This is a genomic window from Pseudooceanicola endophyticus (assembly GCF_018760365.1).
GTDB lineage: Bacteria > Pseudomonadota > Alphaproteobacteria > Rhodobacterales > Rhodobacteraceae > Pseudooceanicola > Pseudooceanicola endophyticus.
In genome coordinates this window covers 1-19,597 of record NZ_JAHIAB010000027.1, presented here as the reverse complement: position 1 = coordinate 19,597, position 19,597 = coordinate 1, and the positions used below count along the sequence as shown (strand labels likewise).

Genomic DNA, 19,597 nt, shown 5'->3' with positions numbered 1-19,597 from the left:
TGGCCACGGCCAGCGGTTCGATGTCCTGATGCACATCCTCGGCGGCCACCACCAGGATCGCCCGGTCGGCGCCCATGGCCAGCGCGGTGCGCAGCGTTTCCTGCGCCTGCTTCACGCCGACGGAAACGACGACGACCTCGGTTGCGACGCCCTTTTCCTTCAGACGGATCGCCTCTTCCACGGCAATCTCGTCGAACGGGTTCATGGACATCTTGGTATTGGCCAGGTCGACGCCCGAGCCGTCGGCCCTGACACGGACCTTGACGTTGTAGTCGATGACCCGCTTCACGGGCACGATGATCTTCATGGGATCTCTCTCTGGGTCTTGGATTGGGCAAAAAGAGGCCGCCCCCTTCCCGGAGGAAGGGGCACGGCAGTCGGGGAAGGGTGGGGTCAGAAGCCGGCCAGAACCGTGTCGAGCGCCCGCGACAGGCGCGTGACCAGCTCGTCCAGCTCGGCTTCGGTGGCGATGAAGGGCGGGGCCAGCAGCAAGTGATCGCCGTGACGCCCGTCGCGGGTGCCGGGCATCGGATAGCAGATCAGCCCCTCGGCGAAGGCCGCCTTCTTCAGCTTGCCCGCCAGTCCCAGGGCCGGGTCGAAGGGCTGCTTGGTGGTGCGGTCGGCGACGAATTCGAGGCCCCGGAACAGGCCGCGCCCCCGGATGTCGCCGACATGGGCGTGCTGGCCGAAACGGGCTTCCAGTGCCGCCTGAAGATAGGCGCCCCGGGCCTGCACCTGGTTCACCAGGTCCTTCTCGAGCATCTCGGAAACCACGGCCAGGCCCGCCGCGGCGGCGACCGGATGGCCAAGGTAGGTATGGCCATGCTGGAAGAAGCCGCTGCCTGCCGCGATGGTGTCGTAGATCCGCTTCGAGGCCAGCATGGCGCCAACCGGCTGGTAGCCCGCGCCCAGCCCCTTGGCGATGCACAGGATGTCGGGGGCGATGACCTCGGCGTCGCAGGCAAAGAGATGGCCGGTGCGCCCCATGCCGCACATCACCTCGTCGAGGATCAGCAGCACGCCGTACTGGTCGCAGATTTCGCGCACGCGCCTGAAGTAGCCCGGCACTGCCGGCACGGCACCAAGGGTCGCGCCCACGACGGGCTCGGCGATGAAGGCCATGACGGTTTCCGGGCCGAGGCGCAGGATCTCGGCCTCGAGCTCGTTCGCGACGCGCTGGCCGTAGGCCTCGGGGCTCTCGTCCTCGGGGCGTTCGGCGTATTCGTAGCAGGGCGCGATATGGCTCATCTCGACCAGCAGGGGGGCGAACTGGGCGCGGCGCAGGGCGTTGCCGCCCGCCGAAAGCGCGCCGATGGTGTTGCCGTGATAGCTCTGGCGACGGGCGATCAGGTGGCGGCGACCGGTGTCACCGCGCTCCACGTGGTACTGGCGCGCCAGCTTGATGGCGCTTTCCACCGCCTCGGAGCCGCCGGAGACGAAATAGACCCGGTCCAGATCTCCCGGGGCATTGGCGATCAGCAGATCGGCCAGCGCCTCGGCGGGTTCGGAGGTGAAGAAGCCGGTATGGGCGAAGGCCAGCTGGTCGACCTGGGCCTTGATGGCGTCGCGGACCCGCTGGTTGGAATGGCCGAGGCAGGACACCGCCGCGCCGCCAGATCCGTCCAGGTAACGCTTGCCGTCGGCGTCGATCAGGTAGCAGCCCTCGCCGCCGACGGCGGTGGGCAGGTCGGAGTGGCAGTGACGGGGGAAGACGTGGCTCTGTGTCATGCGGAATGGCTTTCGAGAAGGGTACGCAACGCGCGCACGGAGGCCGCGTTGTCGGGGTGGGGCCGGTTGCAATGATCGCTCAGGCTGTTTTCGAAGCCCACGCGCAGGGCGCCACCCTGGCGCGCGGCCTCCAGCAGGCAGGCGTGTTCCTGCGGTCCGAAGGCGCAGACCATCCAGTTGCGGACCCCGGGCAGACGCTCGCGGAAGGGCGCGAGGTTGCCGGGGAAGGAGACCTGGCCGGGGGCGTAGCGGCCCAGCACGAACAGCACCGCCTCCTGCTCCGGGCGGACGATGCCGCGCGCCTGCCAGTCCTTCAGCTGCGCGATGTCACCGGCATCGTAGAGGATGTGCTGCACCTCGGTCCCCTGCGCGGCGCAGCTGGCGTAGACCTGCGGAGCGAGGTCCGGATCGCGGGCAACCTCCCGGACCGAGATCGAGGCCCAGCGGGGCTGTACCTCGCGCAGGCAACGCAGCTGGGTTGCGACGTCGAAGATCCCGGCTGCCTCGGTGGTGATCTGCACCCGCAGGCCGGGGACGCGGGAGGCGAGCTCGGCCAGGGCCTCGCGGTAGCGCCCGGCGTCGAGGGAATGCCCCCCTTCGGCATCGCGCACATGCAGGTGCAGCGCGTCGGCGCCCGCCGCGGCACAGGCCACGGCGGTGTCGGCGATCTGGCCCGTGGTGACCGGCAGGGCGGGATGATCCGCCCTGCCGCGCCGTGCCCCGTTGGGGGCGACCATGATCATCGGCAGGCCCATGGTTCAGACCTTCATGCGGCTGCCGTCGGGATCGAAGAGCGGCCCTTCGACGACGGTGGCCTCGAAAAGGGTGCGGGCGATGTCCACCTGGACCCGGGTGCCGTCGGCCACCGCGTGATGCGCATGGCCCAGGGCCACCGGCTTGCCGACGCGGAACCCGAAGGCGCAGGAGGAAGTCTGCCCGATGATCGCCCCGTCGAGGTAGATCGGCTCGTGGCCCAGCGGGACCGCCGCCGCGTCGTCGAACTTCAGCGAGAAGACGCGCGCTTCCTCGCCTTTCCCGCGCAGTTCTGCCAGCGCCTCGGCCCCGACGAAACCGCCCGTCTTGCGGGTGGCAAAGTCGAGCCCCGCGGCAATCGGGTTCACGTCGCCGTCAAGCTCGTGGCCCATGGCGCAGAAGCCCTTCTCGATCCGCATGGAGGTCTGGGCGAAGAGGCCCGCAGGCACCGCGCCCTGATCGGTAAAGGCGGCATAGAGCGCCCTGGCGTCGGAGGCGGCGCAGGTGATCTCCCAGCCCGCTTCGCCGACATAGGAGAGGCGCGCGGCGGTGACGTCGATGCCCGCGATCCGGCCCGCGCCGACCTTGAAGTAGCCAAGCTCGGCCAGGCCTTCGGCGTTCAGCGCCTCGGCGATGCGGGTGCTTTCCGGGCCCATGAGGCCAAGGGTCGCGTAATCCTCGGTCACGTCGGTCAGGGTCACGTCGAAGCCGTCCGAGCTGCGGCGGAACCACGACAGGTCGCGCTTGATCGCGTTGCTGCCGACGAAGAGGCGGTAGTGGTCCTCGGCCAGGCGATGGGCGGTGATGTCGCTCTCAAACGTGCCGCGGGCGTTCAGCACGGCGGTATAGATGACCGAACCGGCCTTGCGCTGGACCTGGCCGGCGCAGGTGTGGCGCAGGAAGGCCTCGGCGTCGGGGCCGGTCACGTCGATCTTGCCGAAGGGCGAGGCGTCGAAGATCGCGGCCTTCTCATGCGCCGCGGTGACCTCGGCCTTCACGTTCTCGAACCAGTCGGGACGGTCGAAGCGCAGCACCGGCTCCTGGGTCTTGCCGAAGTAGAGCGGGCGTTCCCAGCCGTAGACCTGGCCCATGTGGGCCTTGGCTTCGCGGTACTCGGCATCCAGCGGCAGCGGGCGCAGGTTGCGCGCGGTCTTCAGCTGCTTGCCGGGATAGGCGATGTCGTAATGCGTGCCCAGGATCTCGGGGGCGCGGGCCATCAGGTGGTCGATGTTGTTGAAGATCGGGGCAAAGCGCTTGGCGTCGGCCTCGGTCAGGTCATAGGCGGTATGGCCGTGCACGATGGCATGGGCCAGGTTCATCCCCGCGCCGCCGCCCGAGGCGATGCCGACGGAGTTCAGACCGCAGCCCAGGAACAGGCCCTTGGTCTCGGCGGTTTCGCCCAGCATGAAGGTGCCGTCCGGCGTGAAGCTTTCCGGGCCGTTCAGCAGCATCTTCACCTCGGCCGTCTCCAGCGCGGGCAGACGGTGCAGGGCGTTCATCATCATCGGCTCGAAGTGATCCCAGTCCTCCGGCAGGAGACCGAATTCGAAGCTTTCGTTCAGGACGCCCGGCGCGATGGGCTTGCCCATCGGCTCAAAGCAGCCGACCAGCAGGCCGCCGCTGTCGTCGCGGATGTAGAGGTGGTTGTCGTGGTCCGAGAGCGTCGGCATGTTGCCGGTGATCCCCTCGACCGGCTTGGTCAGCAGGTAGAAGTGTTCGCAGGCCAGCGCCGGAACCTCGGCCCCCGCCATGGCGCCAACCTCACGCGACCACAGGCCGGTGCAAAGCGCAATCGCATCGCAGGCGATCGTGCCCTGGGTGGTCTCGACGCCGGTGATGTGGCCGTTTTCCGTCAGCACGCCGGTCACGCCGGTGCGTTCGAAGATCCTGGCGCCCAGCGACTTCGCGCCCTTCACCAGCGCCGCGCAGACGTCCGAGGGGGACACGCGGCCGTCATCGGGCGACCAGACCGCGCCCAGCACGTCATCGGCATTCATCAGCGGCCAGCGTTCCTTGGCCTCTTCCGGAGAGATCGACCAGGCGTCGATGCCGTAGGCATGGGCCAGCGCTTCCTGGCGCTTGACGTGGGTCAGGCGGTCCGGGTTCGTCGCGATGGAGAGAGAGCCCTTCTGGATCCATCCGACGGACTGGCCGGTTTCCTGTTCCAGCTGGGAATAGAGATCCACCGAGTACTGGATCATCCGGGTCAGGTTCTTCGAATGCCGCAGCGCGCGCACCTGGGCCGCAGAGTGCCAGGTGGTGCCCGAGGTCAGCGCGTTGCGCTCCAGCAGGATGGCGTCGGACACGCCCATCTTGGCGAGGTGGTAGAGGGTGGAACAGCCCATGATGCCGCCGCCAATGACGACGACCGAGGCGTGGGAGGGAAGGGGATCGGCCATTGTGTCCTTGCTCTGTACTGCGGCCCCGTGGACCGTTGTGATGGTCCGACCCTTGCGCTGAAAACGAAAAGCGTCAATATTTTCAGAAAATAACGATTGTTCTCTTCTGGAAGGGCCGCCTGCATGGATCCGACGCTCAGAAACCGCACTCTTGCCACGCTGAAGGACGAGATCCCCGACCTGCCCCGGGGCCTGCGGACAGTGGCCAAGTACGTGGTGGATCACCCGTCGGATTTCGGACTCGACCCGATCCGTGAAACCGCGCGCAAGGCCGGTGTCAGCACCTATACGCTGGTGCGGCTGGCCGAGCGGCTGGGGTTCGGCGGCTATGACGAGATGCGCGAACCCTTCCGGCAGGCGCTGGTCTCGGCGGCGGTGGTGGTTGAAAAGCCGGCCTGGGTCGAAGGGCTGCGCGATGCCGGAGAGATGGGCCGCATCCAGGCAGAGGCCTCTCTGAACGCCATGAGCATCGTGCAGCGGACCCTGGAACAGCAGGACGTGGCCCAGATGGCCCGGGTTGTGGGTCTGCTGATGCAGGCGCCCACGGTCTACCTGACGGCGGTGCGCGCCAGCTACGCGCTGGCCTATTACCTGCATTACGTGGGCCGGATGGCACTGCCCTCGCTGCAGCTGATCCCGCGCCACATGAACAGCCCCGTGGACGAACTGCACGATGCCCAGCCCGGCGACGTGCTGATCGCGCTGACCTTCACCCCCTATTCGCGCGAGACCATCGAGGCCTGCAAGCTGGCCCGCCGCAAGGGAGTGAAACTGGTGATGATTTCCGACAGCGAGATCGTCGCGCCGGATTTCAGCGCCGACGAGACGCTGATCGCCTCGGTGCTCTCGACGCATCATTTCGGCTGCTATGCCGGGGTGATGGCCCTGATCGAGACGCTGCTGGCCCAGCTGGTGGCCACCCGGGGCGAGGCCGCGCGGGAGAGAATCAACTCCTACGAGGCGATGCGCGCCGAGAGCCAGGCCTACTGGGCGGCGCAGAAAAAACGTTAGTTATGCATTTTTCGGCCGAAGAAAATTCGTGCTGGAAACATGTATCTTCGAAATTGCCCAAAAAACAAGCGCCGCCCCCGGAGGGACGGCGCAGGCCGGGGCGCGGCGGGGCAGGATCACTCCCGCAGGACCATGACCGAACAACGGGCATGGCGGACCACCCGGGCGGCGTTCGGGCCGATCAGGTAATCGCGCAGCTCGGGGCGGTGGGCGCCCATGACGATCAGCTGCGGCTGGCGTTCCTCGGCCAGGGTAAGGATCTCCTGGTAGGCGGTGCCCTGGCGCAGGATGTGCTGCACCCCGGCGGCGGCCTCGGCGCCAAGCGCGTCGGCGACGGCTTCGTGCAGCTTTGCTCCGGCGCTCTCGATCACCTCCTGGGTGGCACCCTCGCGCAGCCAGGGGCCCAGCAGCCCCATCTGGAGATCCGGCAGCACCGAGACCACGGCCAGGCGGGCGTTGCGGGTTTCCGCCATCACCAGCGCCTGGCGCAGGATCGGCGCGCTGCGCGCGGCATGGGCCAGGTCGATGGCGGCCAGGACCAGCGGTTCCTTGGTCATGCGGGGGTCTCCTCACGTTGCTTGCGGCGGGACTGCACCAGGCTGACCAGCCCCAGCAGCAGCAGGGCGGGCAGGTAGAAGATTTCCTTCGGCAGGCGCTTGGCGGGTTCCTCGATGGCGGTGACGGTCCAGTCGAAGTCGATGCCCATCTGTTCCGCCGGACCGCCGAAGGCGATCATGTCGACGATGACGGCACCGTCCCGTTCCACCAGATCGAGGCCGGCCGCGCGTGACAGGCGCGCCGCCCCGTCCGGACCCGCGGGGCCAAGCGGCAGCTGGAAGGTTGCCGCCTTGTGGTCGCCGTCCAGCGTCATCCCCTCCAGCCCGACGCGCAGGCTCGCGCCATCGGGGGCCGCCCGTGCCAGGTCGAAGATCTGCGCCGGAGGCAGGTCCTCGTAGGGGGGCTGCACCCGGTCCAGCCAGAAGCCTGGCCGGAACAGCGTCAGGGCCACCAGCACCAGCGCCAGGGATTCCCACAGCCGCGACCGCGTGATGAACCAGCCCATGGTGCCGGCGGCAAAGATCAGCATCGCGGCCATGGCGACGATGAAGACGACGATGGCATGTTGCCAGGTGACGTCGATCAGCAGCAGGTCGGTGTTGAAGATGAACAGGAAGGGCAGCAGCGCCGTGCGGATCGAGTAGAAGAAGGCCTGGAAGCCGGTCTTCAGAGGGTCCCCGCCCGAGATCGCCGCCGCGGCGAAGCTGGCCAGCCCCACCGGGGGCGTCACGTCGGCCATGATGCCGAAGTAGAAGACGAACATGTGCACCGCGACCAGCGGCACGATCAGCCCGTTCTGCGCGCCCAGCTCGACCACGACCCCCGCCATGAGCGAGGAGACCACGATGTAGTTCGCCGTGGTCGGCAGCCCCATGCCCAGCACGATCGAGATCAGCGCCACGAAGAACAGCATCGCCATCAGGTTGCCGCCCGACAGGAACTCGACGAACTCGGCCATGACCTGGCCGATGCCGGTCAGCGTGACCGAGCCGACGATGATCCCCGCGACCGCCATGGCACAGGCCAGGCCGATCATGTTGCGGGCGCCGATCACCAGCCCGTCCAGCGCCTCGGCGCAGCCGTCGCGCAGCGCGGCGCCGACCTGGCCCTCACCGCGGAAGAAGGCGCGCAGCGGGCCCTGGGTCACCAGCATCAGCAGCATGAAGCTGGCCGACCAGAAGGCGGCGAAACCGGGCGACTTGCGCTCGACCATCAGCAGGTACATCAGAAGCAGGATCGGCAGCAGGTAATGCAGCCCGCTGCGGAAGATCTGGCCGGTGGGCGGCAGGTGCTGCATGCCCTCGACGCTCAGGTCGATCTCCGGGGCGCGGGCGGCATGGCGCAGCGCCAGCACGTAAAGCCCCAGGAACACCGCCACGATCACCGGCACCGCCGCGGCCCCCAGGAACTGTTCGGTCAGTGCCACGGCCTCTCCGGCCAGCCACAGCAGGCCGCCGCCAAGGAGGATGGCCGCGCAGATCACCAGCACGGCGCGCAGCAGGAAGACCAGCGTGTTGGTCCTGGAAGTCCCGGTCATGCCCATCTTCAGGGCTTCCAGGTGGACGATGTAGATCAGCGCCACGTAGGAGATCGCCGCCGGGACGATGGCGGTCTTGACCACCTCGATATAGGGGATGCCGACATATTCGGTCATCAGGAAGGCGACCGCGCCCATCACCGGCGGTGTCAGCACGCCGTTGATCGAGGACGCGACCTCGACCGCGCCGGCCTTGGAGGGCGAGAAGCCCACCTTCTTCATCAGCGGGATGGTGAAGGTGCCGGTGGTGACCACGTTGGCGATGGAGGAGCCCGAGATCAGCCCGGTCGCCGCCGAGGCGATGACGGCGGCCTTGGCCGGGCCGCCGCGCAGGTGGCCCAGGGTGGCGAAGGCGAGGCTGAGGAAGTAGTTGCCGGCGCCGGCCTGGTTCAGCAGCGCACCGAACAGCACGAAGAGGAAGACAAAGCCCGAGGAGACGCCGAGCGCCACGCCGAAGACGCCCTCGGTGGTCAGCCACATGTGGCTCATGGCGCGCTCGACCGAGGCGCCGCGCCAGCGGATGACATCCGGCAGCAGGTCGGAGGAGCCGAAGAAGACATAGGCCAGGAAGACCGCCGCCACCGCCATCAGCGGGAAGCCCAGCGACCGGCGCGCGGCCTCCATCAGCAGCACCACGCCGATGCAGGCGAAGGTCAGATCCTGTCCCGAGGGGGCCCCCGAACGGGCCGCCAGCCCGTCCCAGAAGAGATAGAGATAGCCGGCGCTGAAGGCCCCCAGCAGGGCCAGGATCCAGTCCTGTGCCGGGATCCTGTGCCGCGGAGAGCGCTTCAGCGTCGGGAAGGCGGTGAAGGCCAGGAAGACCGCGAAGGCCAGGTGGATCGACCGGCCCTGGGCGTTGTTGACGACGAAGACGCCCAGCTCGTAGGGCAGGGGCGAGGCGATCCAGAGCTGGAACAGCGACCAGGCCAGCGGCACGGCCCAGAGGATGCGGCGGTTCAGCGCCCCGGTCGGCGCCCGCGCGCCGGTATCGTTGTCGGTGATGAAGTCATCCGCGGCCGGGCCGCGGTCGGTCGGTTCGGTTCGGCTCAAGTTCCGTCCCCCGGAGGTCATGGTGTTGCACGAAGGGAAGGCCCCGCCCGAGCGGTCTCGGGCGGGGCCGGCGGGCCTTATTTCCAGCCGCGTTCCTTGTAGTATTTCAGCGCGCCGGGATGCAGCGGCGCGGTCAGACCGGACGAGATCATCTCTTTCTCGTCGAGGCGCGCGAAGGCCGGGTGCAGGCGCTTGAAGCTGTCGAAGTTGTCGAACACGGCCTTGACCACGGCGTAGACCACGTCATCGGGCGTGTCCGCCGAGGTCACGAAGGTCGCGCGCGGCCCCCAGGAGGGGATGTCGTCGGGGTTGCCGGTGTACATGCCGCCGGGGATGGTCGCCGCCGCATAGGCGGGGTTCTCGGCCAGCAGCTTCTTGATGCCGGCGTCATCCAGGGGGATCAGCTTGACGGCGCAGGTCGAGGTCGCCTCCTGGGTGGAGCCGTTGGGCAGGCCCGCGGCCCAGATCGTGGCATCGATATTGCCATCGCAGAGCGCCGAGGCCTGTTCCGAGGAGGCCAGTTCCGCCGCCAGCGAGAAGTCGTCCTTGGTCAGCCCCTCGTATTTCATCAGCGTGTCGGCCAGCACCCGCGTGCCGGAACCGGGGTTGGCGATGTTGACCCGGTGGCCCTTCAGATTGGCGACCGTGTCGATCCCGGCATCAGCGCGGGCCATCAGGTGCATCGGCTCGGGGTGGATCGAGAAGAGCGCGCGCAGCTGCGGATAGGGGCCGTCATCGGTGAAGGCGCCAGTGCCGGCGATGGCGGCGGCCTGGACATCGGACTGCACGACGCCGAAGTCGAGCTCTCCCTGGCGGATGGTGCGGGTGTTGTAGACCGAACCGCCGGTGGATTCGACGGAGCAGCGCAGGCCGTTCTCGGCGCGATCGGCATTGACCAGCCGGCAGATCGCACCGCCGGTCGGATAGTAGACACCGGTCACGCCGCCGGTGCCGATGGTGATGAAATGCGGGTCCTGCGCCACCGCCGGACCGGCCAGTAGCGTGGCGACAAGGCCAAGCGGTGCGAGTGTCGTTCTGAGGTTCATTCCGTGTTCCCTGTTGTTCGCTCCATCGCGGCGCCGCCGCGACTGCCAGGTGCCTGGCTGCGGGAAGCTCAACTGATGTTTCGGAAGCTGTCACGGAATAACGGATGTTATGAATGCGGCTGCCCAAGACATGCGAGAACCCCCCGGCGCCGGGGCGTCGGGGGGCCTTTTCGGGGCAGTGCCGGGGGACTTTGCTGCGGGTTCGGGCTCAGGCGGTCAGGGCCAGGGCGCCACCGCCCAGCAGGGCCTGGATCAGCAGGGTCACGGCCCAGAAGGCGGGATACTCCCAGCCGCCATTCGGGTTGTTGAACCAGAAGCCGTTCTTGCCATGGGCCAGGATGGCGGCGCCCAGCAGGGTCGGGATCAGCAGCAGCGCGACCAGGCTGGTCTGGAAGCCCAGGATCAGGGCGATGCCGCCCAGGGTCTCGGCGGCGATGGTGAGGTAGGCGAACCAGCCCGGCACGCCGAGCGAGGCAAAGAAGCCAGCCGCGCCCTTCGGCGTGAAGACGAAATATTTCAGGTAGGCATGGGCCAGGAAGAGCCCGCCAAGGCTCAGCCTCAGCAGCAGGGCGGCCAGGGCGATGGCGGTTGCGGAACCGGCGCCGGCGGCGCCGAGGAGGTTGGAAGAAAGGTCGATCATGGTCTTGTCCTCGTCAGGGCCGCGCGGGCGCGGCGTTGCGTTGAGGGCAGGGATAGACCTGTTAGATTGTGCTTCATACGTTGAAGGTATGGAATGACTTACTTCATATCATTCCAAGTCCCCATGCGCCGTCACAGCGCATGGGTGAAATGCAGGGCGGGCTGGCCGGATGGATCGGTGGTGCGGATCGCACCGACGCCGAAATGGCGGCGCAGGGCGGCCTCGGTCAGCACCTCTTCGGGGCGACCGATGGCCCGCAGCCGCCCGCCATCCAGCAGCGCCAGCCGGTCGCAGCCAAGCGCCTGGTTCAGGTCGTGCAGGGCGATGACCCGGGTGATCCGCAGCTCGCGCACCAGCGCCAGCAGGGCCAGCTGGTGGCGGATGTCCAGGTGGTTCGTCGGCTCGTCCAGCAGCAGCACCTCGGGATCCTGGGCCAGGGCGCGGGCAATATGCACACGCTGCTGCTCCCCGCCCGAGAGGGTGTGCCAGAGCCGGTCCGCCAGCGCCGTCATCTCGACCGCTGCCAGCGCCCGGTCGACCCGGGCATCATCCTGCGGCGACCAGCCCCGAAGCGGCGACAGGTAGGGGGTGCGGCCCAGCTCGACCGCCTCGCGGACACGCAGCCGGTCGGTTGTATCGGCCTGCTGCTCGACCAGGGCGATGCGCTGCGCTCGGGTCCGGGCGGAAAGCCGCGCCAGCGGCTGGCCCTGCAGCCGTACCTCTCCGGCACGGGGGCGCAGCAGCCCCGCCAGACTGCGCATCAGCGTGGACTTGCCCGAACCGTTCGGCCCGATCAGCCCCAGGCATTCTCCCGGCGCGACCTCGAGGGTGATGTCGTGCAGCAGCTGCGCCCGGTGCACCCGCACCGAAAGCGCATGGACCGAAAGGCTCATCTGCGGGCCCCCCGGATCAGGATCACGGCGAAGGCCGGGGCGCCGACCAGGGCGGTGATCACCCCGATGGGCAGCACCTGGCCCGGCACGATGATCCGCGCGATGACATCCGCCGCCACCAGGAAGACCGCTCCCGCCAGCGCCGAGGCCGGCACAAGCCGCTGGTGCCGTGTGCCCACCAGGAAGCGCATGGCATGGGGCACCACCAGGCCCACGAAGCCGATGGCGCCGACCTTCGAAACCAGCACCCCGATCATCAGCGCGGTGACGGTGATCAGCAGGCCGCGCACCTTGCGCACCTCGATCCCGAGGGAGGCGGCACTGTCGGGCCCGAAGGTGAAGGCATCGAGGCTGCGGCGGTGCCACAGGCAGATGCCCGTGCCGGCCAGCGTCGCCAGAATGGCGGGCGCCACATCATCCCAGCGGATGCCCGAGAGGTTGCCCATCAGCCAGAACAGGATGCCGCGCGCCTGTTCGGCATTGGCCGAGCGCGCGATGATGAAGGCGGTCAGCGCGTTGAACATCTGGCTGCCGGCGATCCCGGCCAGGATGATCGCGGCGGCGGCGCGGGTGCCCCGCCCGCCCCCGGTGCCGCCCTGAACCGCATGGGCCAGCGCCACGACGGCGCCAAAGGCCGCCAGCGCCCCCGCCAGCGCCCCCGCGGAAAGCGAGACCGCCCCGGCGCCGACCCCGGCGATCGACACCAGTACCGCCCCGGTCGACGCCCCCGCCGACAGCCCCATCAGGTAGGGGTCGGCCAACGGGTTGCGCAGCAGCGCCTGCAGCACCACCCCGGTCAGCGCAAGCCCCGCACCGCAGGCCGCCGCCACCAGGGCGCGCGGCAACCGGTAGCTCCAGATGATGCCGGCATCGATCCGGTCGACGGCATGGCTGGCGCCCCAGAGGTGGTTCGCCAGCGTCTGCCAGACCGTCGCCGGCGGCAGGCGGGTCTCTCCGATCGCGGTGCCCGCCAGGATCGCAACGGCCAGGATCAGCGGCCCCAGCAGCCAGGGGGCGGCGCGGGCCGCCGGCCTCATTCGAAGGTCATCTTGGACAGGGCGCGGGACAGGCTGTCGAGGCCGTAGAGGGTGCGCATCGTCGCGCTCATGGCATGGGCATCCATCTCGACGATGTGGCCTTCGCGGACGGCGGTCATCTGGCTGGCCACCGGGTCGGTTTCCAGGAATTTGCGCTTCGCGGCAATGTCGTCGGCGGTGAAGCGGCGACGGTCCATGGTGGCCAGAACGATGACATCGGGATCAGCGCGGGCGATGGTTTCCCAGCCGACGGTGGGCCATTCCTCATCGGACTGGATGACATTGCGGATGCCCAGCTGCCGCATCATGTAGCCCGGCGCGCCAAGGCGGCCGGCGACATAGGGGTCGCTTTCCAGGTCCGGAGAGGAGAACCAGAACACCGCCGAAAGATCCTTCGGCAGGTCGAGCGCCCGGGCGCGGGCCACCGCCGCCTCTTCGGTCGCCTGCAGCTGGGCGATCAGCGTGTCGCCGGCGGCGCCGACGTCGAAGATCTCGGCCAGCTGGCGGATGCCCTTGTAGACCTGCGCGGGCGCGAAGGCGCCGGTGCGGGTGCCGTCGCCACCGGTGGCATTGTCCTTGGTGTCGCAGTCGGCGGGCAGGATGTAGGTCGCGATGCCCAGGTCCGCGAACATCTCGCGCGTGCCGACGGCGCCGTTCTCTCCGACATGCCACTCGTACTGCGCGGCCACCAGCCCCGGGCGCTTGGCGACCACGCTTTCGAAGCTGGGGTCGTTGTCGGCCAGCCGCTCGATCCCGGCATTGACCTTGGCGAATTGCGGCAGGACCGGGGTGAACCAGACCGAGGTGCCGGTGACCTTCGGCGCGAGGCCCAGGGAATAGAGGATCTCGGTCGCCGACTGGCCGATGGTGACGACACTGTCGGGGGCAGCGTCGAAACGGATCTGCCGATCGCAGTTCTGCAGGGTAAGCGGATAGTGCGTCTGCGCCGCCAGCGGCAGGGCAGAGCCGGCCAGCAGGGCACCGGCCAAAAGGATATGCTTCATCTGTTCGTCCCGTCAGATGGGACCGGGGCTGGAAGCGGGAAGGCCAAGCCGGCATCGCCGGACGCGCTGGCCCGCCGGCGCACCCCGTCCGGTCCGGTTACACATGCGTCGGCAGGTCTCCTGACTGGCGCCTCGCTGCCGGTCCGGCCTTCCCGGGAGGATCCCAGTGGCAGTTCGAACCGGCTCTTCGCCTACAGTTGCGGGGGCAGTTCCGTTTCCCGGGCCACCGGGGCGGATTCCCTCTTCGGCCCCGGGGGGCACCGACGCCGATCTGTATTTCAGCCCCTGCCGCCAAGGTCAACGATGCGTGAACAGCGGCAGGGGTCGGGTCAGGCGACCGGCTCTGCGGGGGAAGGTGCCCGCGCCGGGGCCACCCGCATGCCCAGCCGCGCCAGCAGATCGGCATCCTGCCAGGTCGCCGGGTTCTCGGTGGTCAGCAGCTGGTCGCCCACGAAGATCGAGTTCGCCCCGGCCAGGAAGCACAGCGCCTGTGTCGCGTCGTCCAGATCCTTGCGCCCCGCCGACAGCCGCACCACGGAGGCCGGCATCAGGATCCGCGCCAGCGCCACCAGCCGCACCAGCGCCAGAGGATCGACGGGCCGGGCGCGGTCCTGCACCGGCACCCCCGGCACCTCGGTCCAGAGGTTCACCGGCACGCTGTCGGGATGTTCGGGCAGGGTCGCCAGGGTCACCAGAAGCGCGATCCGGTCGGCCTCCTCCTCGCCCATGCCGAGGATGCCGCCGCAGCAGACCCGGAGGCCGCCCCGGCGCACGTTTTCCACCGTGTCCAGCCGGTCTGCCATGGTGCGGGTGCTGGCGATGCGGGGATAATAGCCGGGCGAAGTGTCGATATTGTGGTTGTAGAAATCGAGCCCGGCCTGCTTCAGCCGCGCCACCTGCTCCGGGGTCAGCATTCCCAGGGTCATGCAGGTCTCCAGCCCCAGGCCCGCGACGCCGCGCACCATCTCACACAGGCGGTCCATGTCGCGGTCCTTGGGATTGCGCCAGGCGGCCCCCATGCAGAAGCGCTGCGCCCCGGCATCCCGCGCCCGCCGGGCCGCCGCCAGCACCTCTTGGGTCGCCATCAGGCGGGTCGCCTTCACGCCACTGTCGTGATGGGCGGATTGCGAACAGTAGCCGCAATCCTCCGGGCAACCGCCGGTCTTGATACTGAGCAGCGTCGCGGTTTCCAGGCTGGTCGGGTCGAAATGCGCCCGGTGCAGGCCTTGTGCACGGTACATCAGCTCGGGGAAGGGCAGGGCGTGGATCGCCCGGGCCTCCTCCTGCGTCCAGTCGGTGCGGATCATTGCCGCCCGTTCCACAGCCGTCGCAGCCCCGAGATCAGCCCGCTGGCCAGCGCCAGCTTCACCAGGTCCCCCAGGATGAAGGGGGTGAAGCCCGCAGCCAGCACCCCGGAAAGCGGCACGAAGCTGGCCAGCCAGGCCAGCCCGCAAAGATAGACCACGGTCAGCCCGGCCAGCATCGCCAGGCCGCGCCCGATCAGGCCCCGCCCGCGCGCCAGAACGCCGGTCAGCGGCGCCGCCAGCAGGTAGCCCAGCAGGTAGCCGCCGGTGGGCCCCGCCATATAGGCCAGCCCGATGCCGCGTTCCGGCGTGCCGGAAAACACCGGCAGCCCAAGCGACCCGGCCGCCAGATAGGCGCTGACCGCCGCCAGTCCGCGCCGCGGGCCCAGAGATGCCGCCAGGAAGAACACCGCAAGGCTGTGCAGCGTCATCGGCACCGGCCAGAACGGGATTTGCACCTTGGCGGCCAGGGTGATCAGTGCCGCGCCGCCCAGCACCAGGGCCAAGTCGCGCCAGAACGGTCCGGATCGGGTCCGGGCGGGAATTGCATGAGCCATATTCAGGTCCTCCGTCATGAAACTATCTATGACTACGGAGTTGTGGCCCGGTCTGAAAATATACTTTATATATAATTATCCAGGAATCTCGTAAGTCTCTTTTGGATCTGCATTTTTCATTGCCGGCTTGCGCTTGCCGATCCAGCCGACATGCCGCGCGAGGGTGGCGCAGGCAAGCTCCGTCTGCTCCCGGCCCAGGGCTTCGAGGATCGCGCGGTGGTCATGATCGGTCCGCGCCTCCCAGTCGCGCCGCCAGGCTGCAAACAGGAACCGGGCACTGGCGGCCTGAAGGTCGTCGATGCTGCGCAGCAGCCGCGGCATCCGGCAAGGCGCCAGGATCAGCCGGTGGAAGCGACGGTTCGCCGCCTCCCAGTCCCGGACACTGATCGCCCGATCCCCATGTCGCGTAACCTCTTCTGCTTCCTTAAGAATAGAGCGCGTCAGGTTGGGGGCGGCATGGCGCAGCGCCAATGCTTCGAGGCTTGCGCGCATCTCTGCCACCTCGCGCAATTCGGCCACGTCGAACTCGGTCACGCGGAAGCCCCGCCGGGGCTGGCTTTCCGCCAGGCCCTGGGCCTGAAGCTCTCGGAAGGCCTCGCGCACGGGGACATGGCTGACCTGGAATTCCGCCGCGACGTGATCCTGACGCAGGCGCAGCCCCGGGGCAAGATCGCCGGCGATGATGCGATCTGCGAGGATCCGCGCGATCCGCTGTGATTGGGTCTCTTCGGTCATCGTTTTCATGTTTTATATATAATTTTGCATCCTCGCCCTGTCGAGGCGAAAGCGGCGCCCCAAGTTCATTATCCCCGGGGATAATTTCAGGATACTGCCGCCTAAAAGTGGCAAAAATTATCCCTCAGAGTAATTCCCCTCGACTTTGCCGGATTTTCCCTGCAAATTATCCCAAAGGATAACACGCCACAGCCACGAGGACCCCATGGCAATCGAGGATCTGCAAGCAGAGGTTGGCCGGCGCATCCGCGCCCTGCGCAAGGCCCGCGACCTCAGCCAGAGGGATCTGGCCACACTGACCGGCCTGGCCGTTCCGGCCCTTTCGCTGATCGAGAACGGGCGCCGGGACGTCAAGCTGTCGACCTTCCTGCGGCTGTCCGAGGCGCTGCGCGTCGAGGTGTCCGCCTTCTTCGTCGATCCTGCCGCCCCCATGCCGCCGCGCCCGGCCCCCATGGGCGGCTATGACCTGGACGAGGAGGAATGATGCGGGTCCCGGTCTTCTTCGAACGCTTTGAGGTCGGCGCGCTGACCGTGGCCGGGGATGGCACGCTGTCCTTCGCCTATGACCCGCGCTGGCTGGCCACCCGGCAGGCCTTTCCCCTTTCGGTCACCATGCCGCTGGGACCTGAGCGTTTCCCCGACGCGGTCATTGCCCCCTGGATCGCCAACCTGCTGCCCGAGGAGCGCCAGCTGACCGCCCTGGCGCGTTCTCTCGGCCTTTCGGCCGGCGACACGCTGGCCCTGCTGCGCGAGATCGGCGGCGATACGGCAGGCGCCCTCTCCTTCGAGGTGCCGGGCCCGCCCGAAGACTGGGCCTACCGCCCGCTGAGCACCTTCTACGGCCTTTCCGATCCCGGCCAGGCCCTGGATCGGCATTTTCAGGATCTGCGCCAGCGCCCCTTCCTGGCCGGAGAGGATGGTGTCCGCCTGTCGCTGGCGGGCGGACAGGAAAAGACCGCCCTGGCCGTGATCGACCCTTCGGGTCAGCCCCGGATCGGACCGCCGCGCCCCGAAGACCGGCTTGCCGTGCCGATGCGGGGGGCGCCCAGCACCGTGATCCTGAAGCCGGACAATCCCGACCTGCCCGGAATCGTCGAGAACGAAGCCTACTGCCTGACCCTGGCCGCCCGCATCGGCATCGCCGCAGCCGAAGTCTTCACGGTGCCCGGGCAGCACCGCCTGGCCCTGGGCGTTGTGCGCTATGACCGCCGGATCACCCGGACTGGCCGGCTGCGCCGCCTGCACCAGGAGGACTTCGCCCAGGCCAACGCCCTGCCGCCGGGGCTGAAATACGAACGCGGCACGCTGCGGGGCCTGACGCTGGAGGGATTGCTGCGCACCGGGCGCCACCTGCCTCCGCGCGACGACCTGGCGCTGATGGATCAGTTCATCTTCAACGTGCTGGTCGCCAATACCGACGCCCATGCCAAGAACTACTCCATGCTGCTGGGGGAAAGCCCGCAGCTGGCGCCGCTTTACGATGTCTCCTGCACATTGCCCTGGCCGCACCTGGTCAAGGACCTGGCGCAGAACATCTGCGGTCGCAAGCGGCGCCCCTACGACCTGACCCCGGCACACTGGAGCCAGATCGCCCGCGAGGCCGGGCGCAACCCCAGCACCGTGCGCGACCGTGTCCTGACCCTGATCGACGCCATGGTCGCCCAGATGATCGCGACCGAGGAAACCGTCTGCGCCATGCCCGGTACGACCCCGGCGCTGGTGCGGCAGGTGGCCCGGGCGGTGGATGAGAACGCGCAGCGTCTGCGCGGCCGGTTCTGAGGTCCACCCCGGACGGCAAAAAGGCCCGCCTGGGCGGGCCTTTTGATGGGTGTCTTTGGGATCAGAGCTTTGCGGTCAGCTCGGGGACGGCCTCGAAGAGGTCGGCGACCAGGCCGTAATCGGCGACCTGGAAGATCGGCGCCTCTTCGTCCTTGTTGATCGCGACGATCACCTTGCTGTCCTTCATCCCCGCAAGGTGCTGAATTGCCCCGGAAATCCCGACCGCAACGTAAAGATCCGGCGCCACGACCTTGCCGGTCTGGCCGACCTGCCAGTCGTTCGGCGCAAAGCCCGAGTCGACCGCCGCACGCGAGGCGCCAACCGCCGCGCCCAGCTTGTCCGCCAGGCCCGAGATCAGCGCGAAATCCGCCTCCGAACCGACGCCGCGACCGCCCGAAACCACGATCTTCGCCGAGGTCAGCTCGGGCCGGTCGCTCTCGGCCACCTTGTCTTCCAGCCATTCCGACAGGCCCGGATCGGCCGCCGCCGCAACCGGCTCCACCGCCGCCGCGCCACCCGTGGCCGCCGCGTCGAAGGTCGAGGTCCGGAAGGTGATCACCTTAACCGAATCCTTGGATTTCACGGTCTGAATGGCATTGCCCGCGTAGATCGGGCGCTCGAACGTATCCGCATCCACCACGGAGGTGACATCGGACAGGATCATCACGTCCAGCAGGGCCGCCACGCGCGGCAGGATGTTCTTTGCATCGGTGGTCGCCGGGGCGACGATGTGGCTGTAGCCCGGGGCCAGCGACAGGATCAGCGCCGCGGTCGGTTCCGCCAGGCGGTGCCCGTAAAGCGCATCCTCGGCCACCAGCACCTTCGCGACGCCCGCGATGGTGGCGGCTTCGGCTGCTGCCGCCGCAGCGCCCGCGCCGGCACACAGCACCGTCACCTCGCCCAGGGCGGCAGAGGCGGTCACGGCCTTGGCGGTGGCATCCATTGCCAGCGCCCCGTCATTGATTTCCGCAAGCAGGAGAACAGCCATCACAGGACCCCCTTCTCTTTCAGTTTCGCGACCAGCTCATCGACCGAAGCCACCATCTCGCCGGCCTGACGGGTCTCGGGCTCGGACGTCCTGAGGACCTCGAGACGCGGAGAGACATCGACGCCCAGATCGGCGGCGGTCTTTTCCTCCAGAGGTTTCTTCTTGGCCTTCATGATGTTGGGCAGCGAGGCATAGCGCGGCTCGTTCAGGCGCAGGTCGGCGGTGACGACCGCCGGAAGCGCGACCTTGAGGGTCTGCAGGCCGCCGTCGACCTCGCGGGTGACGGTGGCGGCCTCGCCCTCGATCTCGACCTTGCCGGCGAAGGTCGCCTGGGACCAGCCGGTCAGCGCGGCCAGCATCTGGCCGGTGGCGTTCATGTCGTTGTCGATGGCCTGCTTGCCGGCGATCACCAGCTGGGGCGCCTCGGCGTCGATCACGGCCTTGAGGATCTTGGCCACGGCCAGCGGTTCGATGTCCTGATGCACATCCTCGGCGGCCACCACCAGGATCGCCCGGTCGGCGCCCATGGCCAGCGCGGTGCGCAGCGTTTCCTGCGCCTGCTTCACGCCGACGGAAAC

General features: G+C 68.4%; 19 protein-coding genes and 1 riboswitch. Of the genes, 3 read left to right on the top strand and 16 right to left on the bottom strand.

The genetic code is table 11. From position 1 onward, the window contains the following. The 4 genes from KM176_RS24380 to KM176_RS24365 form a co-directional block, all read right to left on the bottom strand. A partial coding sequence (locus KM176_RS24380; RefSeq protein ID WP_408004292.1) for an electron transfer flavoprotein subunit beta/FixA family protein occupies positions 1-307 on the bottom strand: 307 nt, incomplete at its 3' end. An 86-nt stretch (positions 308-393) separates the two neighbouring features. Next, positions 394-1,728, bottom strand: coding sequence for an aspartate aminotransferase family protein (locus tag KM176_RS24375; protein WP_160897266.1), 1,335 nt, complete (start codon positions 1,726-1,728; stop codon positions 394-396). Next, on the bottom strand, positions 1,725-2,483 hold the full coding sequence (locus KM176_RS24370) for a BKACE family enzyme (RefSeq protein WP_160897265.1): 759 nt from the start codon (positions 2,481-2,483) through the stop codon (positions 1,725-1,727). Before KM176_RS24370 ends, KM176_RS24375 begins: the two co-directional genes overlap by 4 nt. Positions 2,484-2,486: 3 nt before the next feature. Then, complete coding sequence (locus KM176_RS24365) at positions 2,487-4,880, bottom strand: GcvT family protein (protein WP_160897264.1); 2,394 nt, start codon at positions 4,878-4,880, stop codon at positions 2,487-2,489. Between the two features lie 123 nt (positions 4,881-5,003). On the opposite strand from KM176_RS24365, the gene KM176_RS24360 reads away from it, so the two are divergent. Beyond that, the gene (locus KM176_RS24360; RefSeq protein WP_160897263.1) at positions 5,004-5,891 is read left to right on the top strand and encodes a MurR/RpiR family transcriptional regulator; all 888 of its coding nucleotides are present in this window, start codon (positions 5,004-5,006) and stop codon (positions 5,889-5,891) included. Positions 5,892-6,007: 116 nt separating this feature from the next. Here KM176_RS24360 and KM176_RS24355 read toward each other — a convergent pair whose 3' ends face one another. From KM176_RS24355 to KM176_RS24310, 10 genes are all read right to left on the bottom strand, one after another. Further along, positions 6,008-6,448, bottom strand: coding sequence for a universal stress protein (locus KM176_RS24355; RefSeq protein WP_160897262.1), 441 nt, complete (start codon positions 6,446-6,448; stop codon positions 6,008-6,010). Next, a complete protein-coding gene (locus tag KM176_RS24350; protein WP_160897261.1) occupies positions 6,445-9,057 on the bottom strand; it encodes a TRAP transporter permease in 2,613 nt (870 codons plus the stop codon). Before KM176_RS24350 ends, KM176_RS24355 begins: the two co-directional genes overlap by 4 nt. Positions 9,058-9,113: 56 nt before the next feature. After that, a complete protein-coding gene (locus KM176_RS24345; protein ID WP_160897260.1) occupies positions 9,114-10,082 on the bottom strand; it encodes a TAXI family TRAP transporter solute-binding subunit in 969 nt (322 codons plus the stop codon). A gap of 208 nt (positions 10,083-10,290) precedes the next feature. Beyond that, positions 10,291-10,722 (bottom strand): DoxX family protein, encoded by a 432-nt coding sequence (locus KM176_RS24340; RefSeq protein ID WP_215558843.1) that lies wholly within the window; start codon positions 10,720-10,722, stop codon positions 10,291-10,293. A gap of 131 nt (positions 10,723-10,853) precedes the next feature. Further along, on the bottom strand, positions 10,854-11,615 hold the full coding sequence (locus KM176_RS24335; RefSeq protein ID WP_160897307.1) for an ABC transporter ATP-binding protein: 762 nt from the start codon (positions 11,613-11,615) through the stop codon (positions 10,854-10,856). Continuing rightward, complete coding sequence (locus KM176_RS24330; RefSeq protein ID WP_160897308.1) at positions 11,612-12,652, bottom strand: FecCD family ABC transporter permease; 1,041 nt, start codon at positions 12,650-12,652, stop codon at positions 11,612-11,614. Before KM176_RS24330 ends, KM176_RS24335 begins: the two co-directional genes overlap by 4 nt. Next, positions 12,649-13,656 (bottom strand): ABC transporter substrate-binding protein, encoded by a 1,008-nt coding sequence (locus KM176_RS24325; protein WP_160897309.1) that lies wholly within the window; start codon positions 13,654-13,656, stop codon positions 12,649-12,651. Before KM176_RS24325 ends, KM176_RS24330 begins: the two co-directional genes overlap by 4 nt. 93 nt (positions 13,657-13,749) lie before the next feature. Next, positions 13,750-13,936, bottom strand: a riboswitch (cobalamin riboswitch). Positions 13,937-13,985: 49 nt separating this feature from the next. After that, positions 13,986-14,963: a biotin synthase BioB gene (gene bioB / locus KM176_RS24320; RefSeq protein ID WP_160897310.1), complete on the bottom strand. Its 978-nt coding sequence runs from the start codon at positions 14,961-14,963 to the stop codon at positions 13,986-13,988. Then, positions 14,960-15,517, bottom strand: coding sequence for a biotin transporter BioY (locus KM176_RS24315; RefSeq protein WP_160897311.1), 558 nt, complete (start codon positions 15,515-15,517; stop codon positions 14,960-14,962). Before KM176_RS24315 ends, bioB begins: the two co-directional genes overlap by 4 nt. 75 nt (positions 15,518-15,592) lie before the next feature. After that, positions 15,593-16,174 (bottom strand): GntR family transcriptional regulator, encoded by a 582-nt coding sequence (locus KM176_RS24310; protein ID WP_236045454.1) that lies wholly within the window; start codon positions 16,172-16,174, stop codon positions 15,593-15,595. A gap of 283 nt (positions 16,175-16,457) precedes the next feature. On the opposite strand from KM176_RS24310, the gene KM176_RS24305 reads away from it, so the two are divergent. Further along, positions 16,458-16,736 (top strand): helix-turn-helix domain-containing protein, encoded by a 279-nt coding sequence (locus tag KM176_RS24305; RefSeq protein ID WP_160897313.1) that lies wholly within the window; start codon positions 16,458-16,460, stop codon positions 16,734-16,736. Continuing rightward, entirely contained in the window at positions 16,733-18,031 is a 1,299-nt protein-coding gene (locus KM176_RS24300) for a type II toxin-antitoxin system HipA family toxin (protein WP_160897314.1), read from the top strand. The genes KM176_RS24305 and KM176_RS24300 overlap by 4 nt, the downstream gene beginning before the upstream one ends. 61 nt (positions 18,032-18,092) lie before the next feature. Here the strand turns inward: KM176_RS24300 and KM176_RS24295 are convergent, their stop codons facing one another. Beyond that, positions 18,093-19,019, bottom strand: coding sequence for an electron transfer flavoprotein subunit alpha/FixB family protein (locus KM176_RS24295; RefSeq protein WP_215558842.1), 927 nt, complete (start codon positions 19,017-19,019; stop codon positions 18,093-18,095). Next, a partial coding sequence (locus KM176_RS24290) for an electron transfer flavoprotein subunit beta/FixA family protein (RefSeq protein ID WP_160897354.1) occupies positions 19,019-19,597 on the bottom strand: 579 nt, incomplete at its 5' end. The genes KM176_RS24295 and KM176_RS24290, both read right to left, overlap by 1 nt.